11 protein-coding genes and 1 other annotated feature (1 of these 12 cut by a window edge) are annotated in these 14,357 nt (G+C 48.6%); all 11 genes read left to right on the forward strand.

Annotated features, from left to right (window positions below; genetic code table 11):
• Nucleotides 1-28 (forward strand) — a binding site (T-box leader); it begins 200 nt to the left of the window's first position.
• A 49-nt stretch (nt 29-77) separates the two neighbouring features.
• The 11 genes from ileS (at nt 78) to pyrF (ending at nt 14,354) form a co-directional block, all read left to right on the forward strand.
• Nucleotides 78-2,846, forward strand: a complete 2,769-nt coding sequence (gene ileS, locus EDD67_RS06720; protein WP_121439711.1) for an isoleucine--tRNA ligase — start codon at nt 78-80, stop codon at nt 2,844-2,846.
• Between the two features lie 131 nt (nt 2,847-2,977).
• Entirely contained in the window at nt 2,978-3,445 is a 468-nt protein-coding gene (gene lspA / locus EDD67_RS06725) for a signal peptidase II (protein WP_121439710.1), read from the forward strand.
• 4 nt (nt 3,446-3,449) lie between these two features.
• Nucleotides 3,450-4,367: an RluA family pseudouridine synthase gene (locus EDD67_RS06730; protein WP_121439709.1), complete on the forward strand. Its 918-nt coding sequence runs from the start codon at nt 3,450-3,452 to the stop codon at nt 4,365-4,367.
• Between the two features lie 201 nt (nt 4,368-4,568).
• Nucleotides 4,569-5,114 carry a bifunctional pyr operon transcriptional regulator/uracil phosphoribosyltransferase PyrR gene (gene pyrR, locus EDD67_RS06735; RefSeq protein ID WP_093071735.1) on the forward strand — a complete coding sequence of 182 codons (546 nt, stop codon included), beginning with the start codon at nt 4,569-4,571 and terminating at the stop codon, nt 5,112-5,114.
• A 151-nt stretch (nt 5,115-5,265) separates the two neighbouring features.
• On the forward strand, nt 5,266-6,585 hold the full coding sequence (locus tag EDD67_RS06740) for a solute carrier family 23 protein (RefSeq protein ID WP_121439708.1): 1,320 nt from the start codon (nt 5,266-5,268) through the stop codon (nt 6,583-6,585).
• A 145-nt stretch (nt 6,586-6,730) separates the two neighbouring features.
• Nucleotides 6,731-7,639, forward strand: coding sequence for an aspartate carbamoyltransferase catalytic subunit (locus EDD67_RS06745; protein WP_277872122.1), 909 nt, complete (start codon nt 6,731-6,733; stop codon nt 7,637-7,639).
• 33 nt (nt 7,640-7,672) lie between these two features.
• Nucleotides 7,673-8,791 (forward strand): glutamine-hydrolyzing carbamoyl-phosphate synthase small subunit, encoded by a 1,119-nt coding sequence (carA, locus tag EDD67_RS06750; protein ID WP_121439706.1) that lies wholly within the window; start codon nt 7,673-7,675, stop codon nt 8,789-8,791.
• Entirely contained in the window at nt 8,769-11,975 is a 3,207-nt protein-coding gene (gene carB / locus EDD67_RS06755) for a carbamoyl-phosphate synthase large subunit (RefSeq protein ID WP_121439705.1), read from the forward strand. Before carA ends, carB begins: the two co-directional genes overlap by 23 nt.
• Entirely contained in the window at nt 11,972-12,736 is a 765-nt protein-coding gene (locus EDD67_RS06760; protein WP_121439704.1) for a dihydroorotate dehydrogenase electron transfer subunit, read from the forward strand. The genes carB and EDD67_RS06760 overlap by 4 nt, the downstream gene beginning before the upstream one ends.
• Complete coding sequence (locus EDD67_RS06765; RefSeq protein WP_121439703.1) at nt 12,733-13,674, forward strand: dihydroorotate dehydrogenase; 942 nt, start codon at nt 12,733-12,735, stop codon at nt 13,672-13,674. Before EDD67_RS06760 ends, EDD67_RS06765 begins: the two co-directional genes overlap by 4 nt.
• Nucleotides 13,644-14,354, forward strand: a complete 711-nt coding sequence (gene pyrF / locus EDD67_RS06770) for an orotidine-5'-phosphate decarboxylase (protein WP_170158420.1) — start codon at nt 13,644-13,646, stop codon at nt 14,352-14,354. The genes EDD67_RS06765 and pyrF overlap by 31 nt, the downstream gene beginning before the upstream one ends.
• Nucleotides 14,355-14,357: the final 3 nt, after the last annotated feature.

Genomic DNA, 14,357 nt, shown 5'->3' on the forward strand with positions numbered 1-14,357 from the left:
ACCGCGGGTTTTTCTTCTCGTCCCTTTTTGGGCGGGGAGTTTTTTTGTTGATGGACTATGACAAGGAGGATTTTGCGATGAATTATAAAGACACATTATTAATGCCGAATACAGATTTCCCGATGAAAGGAAATTTGCCGAACCGGGAACCGGCGATGCAAGAGCAATGGGAAACGATGAATATTTACGAAAAGGTGCAAGAGCGCACGAAAGGGCGGCCGATGTTCGTACTGCATGACGGTCCGCCGTATGCCAATGGCGATATTCATATGGGGCATGCCCTGAACAAAATTTTAAAAGACTTTATCGTCCGTTATAAGTCGATGGCCGGATTCCATGCTCCGTATGTTCCCGGCTGGGATACGCACGGATTGCCGATTGAAACGGCGTTAACGAAAAAAGGAAAAGTTGATCGGAAGAAGCTGTCGATTGCTGAATTCCGGCAAAAGTGTGAGGAGTATGCGCTGGAGCAGCTGGATAATCAGCGTGAGCAATTCAAACGTCTCGGTGTCCGCGGGGACTGGGACAACCCGTATGTGACGCTTAATCCTGAATACGAAGCACAACAAATCAAGGTTTTCGGCGAGATGGCGAAGCGCGGTTACATTTATAAAGGCAAAAAACCCGTGTATTGGTCGCCTTCCTCTGAGTCTGCGCTGGCAGAAGCGGAAATTGAGTATCACGATAAACGTTCGCCGTCGATTTATGTAACGTTTGATGTTACGGAAAACAACGGTGTGTTGGACGGAGATGAGAAGTATGTTATTTGGACGACGACACCTTGGACGATTCCGGCCAATTTAGCGATCGCACTTCATCCGGAGCTGACGTACGTAACCGTTCGAAGCGGCGGAAAGAAATTAATTGTCGCCGAAGGTATGCTGGAGCATATGCAAAATGAAGAAGTGATCAGCGATTATGAAGTGCTCGCAACATACAAAGGGGCCGATTTGGCCGCTACGAAAGCGAAGCACCCGTTTTACGACCGCGAATCGTTAGTCGTTTTAGGTGAGCACGTAACGCTCGATGCCGGGACAGGCTGTGTGCATACAGCTCCGGGACACGGTGAAGATGACTATGTCATCGGGCTCGAAAACGGCCTCGATGTTCTTTGCCCGGTCGACGACCGCGGCCACTTCACCGATGAAGCGCCGATGTTTGAAGGGCAATTTTACGACTCGGCGAACAAGCAGATTACGGAGCTGATGAATGAGAACGGCACACTGTTGAAACTGAATTGGGTGACGCATTCCTATCCGCATGACTGGCGGACAAAAAAACCGGTTATTTTCCGGGCGACAGCGCAATGGTTTGCATCAATTGATGAGATTCGGGACAACTTATTAAGTGAAATTGAAAATGTCACGTGGCTTCCAAAATGGGGCGAAACAAGGCTCTATAATATGGTTCGCGACCGCGGCGACTGGTGTATATCACGTCAGCGCGCCTGGGGAGTGCCGATCCCGATTTTTTACGGCGAAGACGGAGAAGCGATCATTTCCGATGAGACGATTAACCATGTCTCCGAGTTGTTCAGAGCATACGGATCGAATGTATGGTTTGAACGGGAGGCGAAAGACCTTCTTCCTGAAGGATTTACCAGCCCGCAAAGCCCGAACGGCACGTTTACAAAAGAAACAGATATTATGGATGTTTGGTTTGATTCCGGTTCGTCTCATCAGGCTGTGCTGGAAGAGCGTGATGATCAACAGCGTCCGGCTGACGTCTATTTAGAAGGCTCAGACCAATACCGCGGCTGGTTCAACTCATCGTTGTCCACATCTGTTGCCGTAACCGGAAAAGCGCCGTACAAAGCGGTGATCAGCCACGGGTTCACGCTCGACGGTGAAGGGAAGAAAATGAGCAAGTCGTTAGGCAACGTTATTGTGCCGAACAACGTGATGAAAAATCTCGGTGCTGATATTATGCGGCTGTGGGTGTCTTCTGTCGATTACCAGGCTGATGTCAGGGTCTCCGACGCGATTTTAAAACAAGTTGCTGAAGTTTACCGCAAAATCCGCAACACACTGCGATTTTTGCTTGGAAACTTGAACGACTTCAACCCGGCGGATCATGAACTCGCTTTTGATGAGCGGCGCGAACTCGATCAATATATGTCCATTCAAGCAAATGAGCTGGTGAAGAGTGTCCGTAAAGGATATGATGATTATCAATTTGCCCAGGTATACAATAAAATTCACAACTTCTGCACGATTGAACTGAGTTCATTTTACATGGATGTTGCCAAAGATACGCTATACGTTAAACAAGCCGATCATCCGGCGCGGCGAAGCGTTCAGTCGACGATGTACGAAATTTTGCAAACCCTCGTGAAATTGATCTCGCCGATATTAAGCCATACAGCGGATGAAGTTTGGCAGCATATTCCCGGCAGATCAACAGAAAGTGTTCAGCTGACAGATATGCCGGAAGTAAAATCTTACAGCGGAAAAGAAGACCTAGTGCAAAAATGGGACAGACTGCTCGTGTTGCGCGACGATGTGATGAAAGGTCTTGAATACGCCCGAAACGAGAAAGGGATTAAACAAAATTTAAGCGCATCTGTTAATTTATATGCATCTGAACAGGATTTAACGCTGTTAAAATCGTTTAATGAACTGCATAAACTGTTCATCACTTCCGGTGCTCATTTAAAAGGCACGTTGGAAGAAGCTGCTGAAGATGCGGTGATGTATGATGAGATCGCTGTCGCTGTAAATTTAGCGGAAGGCGAAAAATGTCCGCGCTGCTGGCATGTTTCTGAAAATACCGGGACAGACAGCCGGCACCCTGAACTTTGTCCGGATTGCACAGAAACCGTGATCAATTATTATGAAAATGCTTGATAATTGTGGTGGAGCCGGCGGCTTGAACGTCCGGCTCCTTTTCACGGATCACACGCTTTCTTTCTACTTGCAAAGGTTTGTGCTAAAATTCGAAGTGACATGATTCGCTGATAGATTTGGGGGAAAAAGGGTTGATTTACTATTTTATTGCGATCGCTGTTATTGCACTCGATCAAATAACAAAGTATTTTGTCGTGCGTTATATGGATATTGGCGAAAGTATTCCGCTGATTGACAATGTCTTGTATTTAACCTCACACCGTAACGCCGGAGCGGCGTTTGGTATTTTGCAGGGACAGATGTGGCTGTTTTTCATTGCAACGATCATTGTCGTAAGCATTATTGTGTACTTGATGATCACGCAAGTGCAGGGCTCTAAATGGTTCGGGACTTCACTTGGGCTTGTATTAGGCGGTGCAATCGGAAATTTCATCGACCGGATGCTCGCAGGCGAAGTTGTTGACTTCATCGATGTGTTCATCTTCGCGTATAATTATCCAATATTTAACGTCGCGGATATGGCGCTCGTCACCGGTGTGATCATGATGATGATTCATTTTATTAAAGAAGACCGCAAAGAAAAAAAACAAGGGAAGTAATAATATGGAAACGATAATTTATAAAGCAGATGTATCTGGCGTACGAATTGATAAATGGCTGACAGGACAGATAGACAGCTGGTCGCGAAGTTATGTTCAGCAGCTGATAGGAAACGGGCACATCCGTGTTAATGAACAAGAAATAAAATCAAATTATAAGCTACAATCCGGCGATGAGATCGCTGTCAGTGAACCGGAAGTGGAAGAACTGGATGCAGAAGCCGAAGAGATGAACTTGGATATTCGTTATGAAGATGAAGATTTACTCGTTGTCAACAAACCGCGGGGCATGGTGGTTCATCCGGCTCCCGGCCATGTTTCCGGCACGCTCGTAAACGGTTTGATGGCTCATTGCACGGATTTATCCGGTATTAACGGCGTGATGCGTCCCGGCATCGTCCATCGGATTGATAAAGATACGTCCGGCCTTCTCGTAGTGGCGAAAAACGATTCAGCCCATGAATCGCTTGTCGAACAAATGAAAGCAAAAACGACGAAAAGACGCTACGAAGCGATCGTCGTCGGCGAAATTAATCATGACAAGGGAACGATCGATGCTCCGATCGGCCGGGATCCGGAAGACAGGCAAAAAATGACGGTGACAGAAAAAAACGCACGCAATGCCGTTACACATTTTCAAGTGATCGACCGATTTCCAAATTATACGCACGTGATGCTGGAATTGGAAACGGGAAGAACGCATCAAATTCGCGTTCATTTTAAATATATCGGCTATCCGATCGTCGGCGATCCGAAATACGGACCGAGAAAACGGCACGTATTTCCGATTGAAGGTCAGGCTTTGCATGCAGGAATGCTCGGCTTTATTCACCCGCGTTCAGGCGAAGAACTGATCGTTGAAGCAAAACCTCCGGAAGATTTTAACACCTGCCTTGAAGAACTTCATCGAATGAAGCATTGACTTTCAACGGCCGCTGTGGAATAATAACAGAAGTTGAATGAATCTTCCTTTAAATCCAATCCGGAGAGATGGAAAAGGAAACAGTTAAGCAGGCAGACATCTGTATGCCGCCGATTAACTCACAGGCCGATTGCGCTTATTTCCCTCTCTCCGTTCGGAGAGAGGTTTTTTGTTTGCATAAGCAGAACAGGGAGGGAGAAAATGGCGAAAATCATTATGGATGAACAGGCGATTCACAGAGCTTTAACGCGGATTGCCCATGAAATTATTGAACGGAATAAAGGAACGGAAGAGCTGATTCTCGTCGGAATAAAAACGCGCGGTGTTTATCTTGCCAAGCGGCTGGCGGAAAAAATTGAACAAATCGAAGGCGAGAGCATCCGGACAGGGGAAATCGATATTACGCTGTACCGTGATGACTTAACACCGAAACGAAAAGATCAGGAACCGGAATTAAAAGGGACAGATATCCAGGCGGATATTACGAATCAAACGGTCATTCTAGTCGACGACGTTTTATATACCGGCAGAACGGTGCGGGCTGGCCTCGATGCAATCGTCGATCACGGCCGGCCGGCGCAAATTCAGCTGGCAGTATTAATCGACCGGGGTCACCGGGAACTCCCGATCCGGCCGGATTTTATCGGCAAAAATGTTCCGACGAGCAAAGATGAAGTGATTGAAGCGAAACTGACCGAATTTGATCAAAGTGAAGAAGTATTATTAACACAAAAAACCTCCCTTTAAACCAGTCCCGAGAGGCTGAAAAGGGGTATATTCCTCCTCGCTGAGCGGCTGCTGCATGCATTGCAGCCGAGTCATCTATGTGCGGGCAGAGCGAATAACCTCTTTGGGCGGCAAAGAGGTTTTTTGTATATTCTAAAGGAGGAATAACCTTATGTCAGAAAAAACTGTCTCTATTAACGAAGTGCCTAGAATCGACAAATGGCTGTTGTTGAGTATACAGCATTTGTTTGCGATGTTTGGAGCGACGATTTTGGTTCCGCTCTTAACGGAGTTACCGCCGTCTGTCGCGCTTGTTTCCAGCGGACTCGGAACGCTTGCTTATCTCGTGATTACAAAAGGGAAAATCCCTGCGTACTTAGGTTCGTCTTTCGCCTTTATTATGCCGATTATTGCAGCGATATCGATCGGCGGACCGGAAGGCGCGATGATCGGAAGCTTTTTTGCGGGTCTTGTTTACGGAGTAGTCGCATTAATCATAAAAGCAACTGGCGTTAAATGGCTCATGACGCTGTTGCCGCCGATCGTTGTCGGCCCGGTGATTATGGTAATCGGTCTCGGGTTGGCTGCGACAGCTATTGATATGGCGATGAACGACCCGGCGACAGAGAGTTACAGCGGGATCCATTTTAGTGTCGCGATGCTTACGCTCCTGTTAACGATTATCGGCTCGATCTTCTTTCGCGGATTTTTCGGTCTCGTACCGATTTTGTTCGGTATCGTCGGCGGCTACATCGCTGCTTCTGTTGCCGGAATTGTCGATTTTCAAGCCGTAAGAGAAGCAGCTTGGTTTGAGGCTCCGGAATTTATCGTCCCGTTTGCAACCTACTCGCCGGCGATCTCTTGGGAAATTGTATTCATTATGGTTCCGATCGCGCTCGTGACGCTGTCAGAGCACATTGGCGATCAAATGGTTTTAAGCAAAGTCGCAGAACGGAATTTTGTCGAGGATCCCGGTTTGCACCGCTCGATCATGGGCGATGGTGCAGCTACTGTGATCAGTTCGTTTATCGGCGGTCCGCCTAACACCACGTACGGGGAAAACATCGGCGTCGTCGCTTTGACCCGCGTTTTCAGCACATTTGTCATCGGCGGCGCAGCGGTATTGGCGGTAGCCTTCGGTTTTATCGGCAAAGTATCGGCTTTGATCAATACGATTCCGCAGCCGGTTATGGGCGGCGTTTCGATCCTTTTATTCGGGATTATCGCCTCGAATGGCATGCGTATGCTGATTGATAACCAAATCGATATCGGCAAAAAACGCAACTTAATCATCTCGTCTGTCATTCTCGTCGTCGGGATCGGCGGAGCGTTTATTCAAGTGACAGATACGATCGAAATCGCCGGCATGGCGCTTGCAACCGTGATCGGTATTCTCTTAAATCTCATTTTGCCCGGGAAAGATCCAGTGAGGTCGACCTCGGAAATGTTTGAGGATATGAGCAATAATGATGAAAAGAAAGAATCAGCCTGACCCTTTAATGAAGTACAGCGAGACTTCAAAGGGTGTTTAAGCGGCAAGCGGGACTGCGCTTGCCGTGCACCCTTGTAATCTTGCAAGGGTGCTTTTTTTTGAACTCTCGCAGATGACAGCCCTGACTTTTCAAGGAGGTATAAATGTGAAAAATCTTCTGACACTGAAAACATGGCCGGCCGGTGACGTTGATCGTCTGCTGCATCAAGCTGAAGAATCGGCTTCTTCCCGGACAAACCGCCTTTGCGGAGACTTGACGGTGGCTAATTTATTTTTTGAACCGAGCACGCGAACGAAGAGCAGCTTTGAAATGGCGCAAAAACGGCTCGGGCTGGCTTCACTTTGTCTCGATGCATCCGCCTCAAGTGTGCAAAAAGGGGAGTCGCTTTATGATACGGCTAAAACGATGGAAGCGATCGGCTGCGATGCGTTAGTGATCCGCCACCCTGAGCGCGCCTTTTATGAGCAGCTCAGCGGCTTGAATATTCCGATTGTAAATGCCGGTGACGGTTCGGGAGATCATCCGACCCAATCGCTCTTGGATTTATTGACGATCAAGCAGGAATTCCGCCAATTTAAGAATGTGCATGTTGTTATTGCGGGAGATATTAAGCACAGCCGGGTGGCCCGAACGAACATCGAAATTCTTAACAGGTTAGGCGCGCATGTGTCGCTCACGGGTCCGGAGCAATGGCTCGATGATTCGACAGGCGCTGAACAGATTCTGTCGATGGATGAGGCGGCTGAACAGGCCGACGTTTTGATGCTCACAAGAGTGCAGACCGAGCGCCATCAAGGCGAGGATTTGTATACGAAAGCAGATTACCATCGGAAGTTCGGCTTAACCTTAAAACGAGAAAAACGAATGAAACGCGATGCAATTATTATGCATCCGGCGCCGGTAAACCGGGGCGCTGAAATTGCCGGCGGCCTTGTTGAAGCGGAACGGTCGCGGATTTTTAAACAAATGCAAAACGGTGTTCATGTCCGCAAAGCTGTATTGCAGCATGTGCTTGAGCTCGAGAACGCAACAATTGATAATGCGCTTGTTTAGTCAGATGATTATATAAAAAAAGGAGACCCGCCGATGAAAACACGACAGCTGATAATGGAAAACGGAGCGGTATTTACAGGTGAAGCTTTTGGCAGCGACCGGCTTACTGAAGGAGAAGTTGTCTTTAATACCGGTATGACGGGTTATCAAGAAATTTTATCGGACCCTTCTTACGCCGGACAAATCGTCACATTGACCTATCCTTCGATCGGCAATTGCGGGATTAACAGAGATGATTTTGAGAGCATGACCCCGTTTTTGCACGGGGTGATCGTGCGAGAGTCTGCGGAAACACCGAGTCATTTCCGTTCGGAAAGAACGCTTGACGAATGGCTGAGCGAAAATAATATTCCGGGATTAAAAGGGATTGATACACGCAGACTGACGCGGATGATCCGTTCTTCAGGCGCGATGAAAGGCCGGTTATGTTCTGTCGATGACGACAGAGAAGAAGTTGTTAAAATGCTGAAATCAACTGATCATGCAGGACAATTTATCGAGCGGACAAGCACGAAAAAAATGTACGTTTCTCCCGGAAAGAACGGGCGGATTGTCCTGATTGACTACGGCGCGAAAAAAAGTCTCTTAAAGGAACTGTCGGTTTTTGAAACGGAAATCGTCATCGTGCCGCATACGATGTCGGCCCGGGATATTCTCGATCTGCGCCCGGACGGCGTGGCGCTGAGCAACGGCCCGGGTGATCCGAAAGCTGCGAGCCATGCCGTGAAAATTATTCGCGAGCTGCTCGGCTCTGTGCCGATTTTCGGCATTTGCCTCGGTCATCAGCTTTTGGCCATGGCTGCCGGCGGCGACACAGAAAAGATGCCGTTTGGTCACAGAGGAGGCAATCATCCGGTGAAAGATCTGCGGACGTCGCAGGTGACAATCACCGCGCAAAATCACGGTTATACGGTGCGAAAAGATTCATTGGCGGGCAGAAATGTTGAAATCACGCATGAAAATGTTAACGACAATACGGTCGAAGGGATTTCACTGACGGACGCTGCGGCTTTCAGTGTCCAATTTCATCCGGAGTCTTCCGCGGGCCCTGAAGATGACAAAGCGCTTTTTCAGGCGTTTTATGATGAAGTATGTAAGCATCGCAACACAAAGCGAGGGGGAGCTGTTTATGCCGAAACGAACGGATATTGATAAAATTCTCGTCGTAGGTTCAGGACCGATCATTATCGGTCAAGCTGCTGAATTTGACTACTCCGGAACACAAGCATGTATGACGCTGAAGGAAGAAGGCTATGAAGTGATTCTCGTGAATTCGAACCCGGCGACGATCATGACCGATGAAATGACTGCAGACCGGGTGTATACAGAGCCTTTGACCGCCTCTTTTGTCAGCCGGATCATCCGAAAAGAAAAACCGGATGCATTATTAGGAACACTCGGAGGACAGACAGGTTTAAATATTGCAATGGAATTGCACGATACCGGTGTATTAGCTGAATGCGGCGTGGAGCTTTTAGGTACGGGGATTGATTCAATCCGCCAGGCAGAAGACCGCGAATCGTTCCGGACACTTATGAATGAACTTTCAGAACCGGTGCCGCAAAGCCAAATCGTTCACTCAGCAGACGAGGCAAAAGAATTTGCCGCGCTGAGCGGCTATCCGCTCATTGTCCGGCCGGCTTACACGCTCGGGGGAACCGGCGGGGGCATCGCGGAAAATGCGGAGGAGCTTGAAAACATCATTACCGGCGGCTTAAAAGCAAGTCCGACGAACCAATGTTTAATCGAAGAGAGTATTGCCGGGTTCAAAGAGATTGAATACGAAGTAATGCGTGATAAACATAATAATGCGATTGTTATCTGCAACATGGAAAACATTGATCCTGTCGGAATCCACACAGGGGACTCAATCGTCGTTGCCCCGAGTCAAACGCTGACAGACAGGGAATATCAGCTCTTGAGAAATGTCTCGTTAAGAATTATCCGCGCGCTTGAAATTGAAGGCGGGTGCAACGTTCAGCTTGCGCTTGATCCGTACAGCGAATCGTACCGCGTCATTGAGGTCAATCCGCGGGTGAGCCGCTCCTCTGCTTTGGCGTCAAAGGCGACTGGTTATCCGATTGCAAAGCTGTCAGCGAAAATCTCTTGCGGTTATACGCTGGATGAGTGCATCAACCCGATTACGCAAACGTCGTATGCTGTGTTTGAACCGGCTTTGGATTATATTGTGACGAAAATTCCCCGCTGGCCGTTTGATAAATTTGAATCGGGCAATCGGACGCTCGGCACGCAAATGAAAGCGACAGGCGAAGTGATGGCGATCGGCAGAACAGCGGCGGAATCACTGTTAAAAGCAGTCTGTTCCTCCGAAACGGATGTGTTTCATTTAAAAATGGAAAAATGGCAAGGATTAACGCGCAATGAAAGGAATCGGCTTCTCGTTCAGGCGACGGATGAACGGATTTATCTGCTCGCCGAAGCGATCCGGGAAAACGAATCGATCGAAAACCTATACGAATTGACGAAAATCGATCCGTTCTATTTGGAAGTAATCTCGTCGATTGTTAAGCTCGAACGAAGAGTGATGGCCGGGGAAAATGTGCTGTTCGAAGCAAAACGGGCCGGGTTCGCCAACCGCTGGCTCGCTGAAGCGCTCAATATGAATGAAAAGGATGTCGAACAGCAATTATTCACTTCCGGCATCGAACCGGTTTTTAAAATGGTTGATACTTGCGCCGGCGAATTTGCGTCGGCAACGCCATATTATTACAGCACGTACGAAGAAGAAAATGAATCTGCAGTTTCAAACACACCGTCGGTATTGGTTTTAGGCTGCGGTCCGATCCGCATCGGACAAGGAATCGAATTCGATTATGCCACAGTTCATGCGGTTAAAGCGCTTAAAGAGTCAGGTTATGAAGCGATCATTATAAACAATAACCCGGAAACTGTCAGCACGGACTTTGAGATTTCCGACAAATTGTACTTTGAACCGCTGACTGCCGAACATGTGATGAATGTTATCCGTCATGAAGAGCCGGAAGGCGTGATCGTTCAATTCGGCGGTCAAACAGCGGTGAATCTTGCCGCCGATCTGGCCGAACGCGGGGTGCGGATACTCGGCACATCGATCGGTGCAATGGATGAGGCTGAAGACCGGGAGAAATTCGAACAAAAGCTGGCATCACTGGAAGTGGCCCAGCCTGCCGGAAAAACAGCTTTTTCGATTGACGATGCGGTGAAAATTGCCGGCGATATCGGTTATCCTGTTCTCGTCCGCCCTTCGTATGTCCTTGGAGGCCGGGCGATGGAAATTGTTTATCAGGAAGAGGAATTGCTTGATTATATGACAAGGGCCGTTAAAGTTAATGAGAAACACCCTGTCCTGATCGATCAGTATATGGCAGGAACAGAAATAGAAGTCGATGCTGTTTCTGACGGTGACACCGTCGTTATTCCCGGTATTTTAGAACATATTGAACGTTCAGGGGTTCATTCCGGTGATTCAATCGCTGTTTATCCGCCGCGAAATATGGCGACCTCTATTAAAGATGAATTGATCGAACAGACGAAAACATTGGCGCGCGGGTTGAATATCGTCGGCTTAATGAACATCCAGTTTGTTGTCAGCCGCGGGAGTGTGTTCGTGTTAGAAGTCAATCCGCGCTCGAGCCGGACAGTGCCGTTTTTAACGAAAGTAACAGGTGTAAACATGGCAGGATTGGCAACAAAAGTGATGGCCGGTCAATCACTGCGAGAGTTGGGCTGGTCGTCGGGCTGTATACAAGAAGCAGAAAAATTTTCTGTGAAAGTCCCGGTCTTTTCGTTTGCAAAACTGCGCGATGTGGATATTTCGCTCGGTCCGGAAATGAAATCGACAGGTGAAGTGATCGGCACCGATATCTCGTTTGAAAAGGCGCTGTATAAAGGATTGATCGCCTCAGGCATGACAATGCCGAGTTCGGGTAAAGTGCTGTTTACAATTGCGGATAAAGATAAAGCTGAAGCTGTTCAGTTAGCTGCCCGCTTTAAAGCGCTCGGATTTGAATTAGCTGCTACAAGCGGTACACACAAAGTTTTATTAGCGCACGGGATTCGTTCTGAACCGGTTCGAAAAGTCGGCGAGAGTGAAGCGGACATATTCAATCTGACTGAAAACGGAAACGTTCAAGTGATCGTCAATACAATCACGCGGGGAAAACAGCCGATCAGCGACGGATTTAAGATCCGCAGAAAAGCTGTTGAACAGGGAACGATCTGTATGACGTCGCTGGATACGGCCGAGGCTTTAACTGATGCGTTGGAATTATTTCATTTCACAGCAGAGCCGTTAAAAAATCATCCGCGCGGCAACAAAAGCGGGGTGCTCACATGAAAACAGCAGATTTCAAGGTTATAAGTCATCGGCAGATTGCCGACCATATTTTCCAGCTCATTTTAACAGGCGAAGAGGCAGCGAACATGACCGAACCAGGGCAATTTGTCCATGTGCAAATTCCCGGGAAAACAGCTCCGCTCTTAAGAAGACCGCTGAGCATTGCGGATGCCGAACCGGCTGCAAAACAATGCACGCTCATTTATCGGGCAGAAGGGCCAGGGACAAAGCAGCTCGCTGCTGCAGGGGAAGGAGACGTTGTAAATCTGCTCGGCCCGCTCGGAAACGGATTTACATCCGCCCCGGAACAAGACGGCAAAGCCGTTTTGATCGGCGGCGGTATCGGCGTGCCTCCCTTGTATTATTTGGCGAAAAGATTCGCTGCAAGCGGAATAGCGCTCGATATTTATCTCGGTTTCCGCACGAAAGGAGAAGTTTTTTTACAGAAAGCATTTGCCGATTTAGGGCAGACAACGATAACCACGGAAGACGGATCGTTTGGTGAAAAAGGATATGTGACAGACCAAATCAAAGCGCTCCGCGGAAACGAGACGTTTTATGCCTGCGGGCCGCGGCCGATGCTTCGGGCGGTGCAAGAGGCCGCGGAAAGCAAAGCGTATCTCTCGCTGGAAGAGCGGATGGCTTGCGGTGTCGGAGCTTGCTTATCATGCGTCTGTGAATCCGCCCGTTCTGTCAATTCTCCTTATGTGAAAATTTGCAGTGATGGACCGGTTTTTAACAGTGCGGAGGTGAAAATATGACAGATTTGACCGTTAATCTTCCGGGTATGGCGATGGATAATCCGGTCATGACAGCATCGGGATGTTTTGGTTTCGGGAAAGAGTACAGTCAGTTTTACGATTTGAACACACTCGGTGCGATCACGGTAAAGGCTGTTACAGCAGAACCGCGGAGCGGAAATCCGCCCCCGCGAACGGCAGAGACGAACAGCGGGATGCTCAATGCGATCGGACTGCAAAACCCGGGAATGAACAAAGCGGTTGCAGCTGACCTCCCGTTTTTGGAAGATTATGATTTGCCGGTGCTGGTGAATGTTGCCGGCAACCAGCAAGATGATTACGTAAACGTGGTCGATCATTTGAGCCGTCAGGCAAAGTTATCGGCATTTGAACTGAATATTTCTTGTCCGAATGTCAGCTGCGGCGGACTGCAGTTCGGAAGCGATCCGGAGAGCGCGTATAAGTTGACCAAAGCTGTCAAAAACACAACCGAACATCCGATTTATGTCAAACTGTCGCCCAATGTGACCGACATAACAGAGATCGCCCGCGCGGTCGAGGAAGGCGGTGCAGACGGGCTCAGCATGATTAATACCGTTTTAGGGATGAAAATTGATCTTCAGTCATCGCGCCCGTTATTAGGAAATGAACGCGGCGGTCTGTCCGGTCCGGCGATCAAACCGATCGCTGTCCGGATGATTTACGACGTTTCCCAAGCTGTTTCCATCCCGATTATCGGTATGGGCGGTGTCGCCTCAGCGGATGATGTGATTGAATTGATGCTTGCCGGAGCATCTGCAGTCGCGGTCGGAACAGCAAACTTTGCTGATCCATACGCATGCCCGCGTATCATCGGCGACCTCCCGGCAAGAATGCACGAACTCGGCTGGAAAAGCGCTCAAGACCTGACAGGAAGGAGCTGGAATCATTGCAAATCTCCCCTCTCTACATTGCGTTAGACAAAGAAAATGAAACAAAAGCGCTCGCTTTTTTAAACGAATTTAAAGAGGAAACGTTGGATGTCAAAGTCGGGATGGAACTTTATTTCCGGGAGGGGCCGCGAATTGTGGAAACGATCAAACAAGCGGGCCACAGAGTGTTTATCGATTTAAAAATCCATGATATTCCCGTAACTGCCGAAAAAGCGATGCGTAATTTAGCGAAGCTTGAACCGGATTGTGTGAATGTCCATGCCCTCGGGGGGAAAGAAATGATGAAAAGAGCGAAGGAGGGACTGACAGCAGGAACTCCGGCATCAAAAGAGCCGCCGCTCTGTTTGGCCGTCACCCATTTAACGAGTTCGTCACAAGAAATGCTCCGTAACGATTTGGCGATAGCAACAGATATCCAAGCTCACGTTCTGCAATTGAGCGCTTCCGTTTATGAAGCCGGCTTAGACGGCGTGATTTGTTCAGCTTTGGATGTTTCGGCTGTGAAAGAACATTTTCCGCTTTACGCCCTTTGTCCGGGGATCAGGCGAAAAGCAGACGAACCGGACGATCAAAAACGGGCGGTGACGCCGAGAGAAGCGCGGGAATTCGGGGCAGATGCGATTGTTGTCGGCAGAGGCATTACGAAAGCTTCCTCCCCGCAAAAAGCTTATCAGGACTATATCAGAGAATGGTTAAAGGAGAGATAAACG

The organism is Salisediminibacterium halotolerans (assembly GCF_003814815.1).
In the GTDB taxonomy this organism is placed as follows: Bacteria; Bacillota; Bacilli; order Bacillales; family Salisediminibacteriaceae; genus Salisediminibacterium; species Salisediminibacterium halotolerans.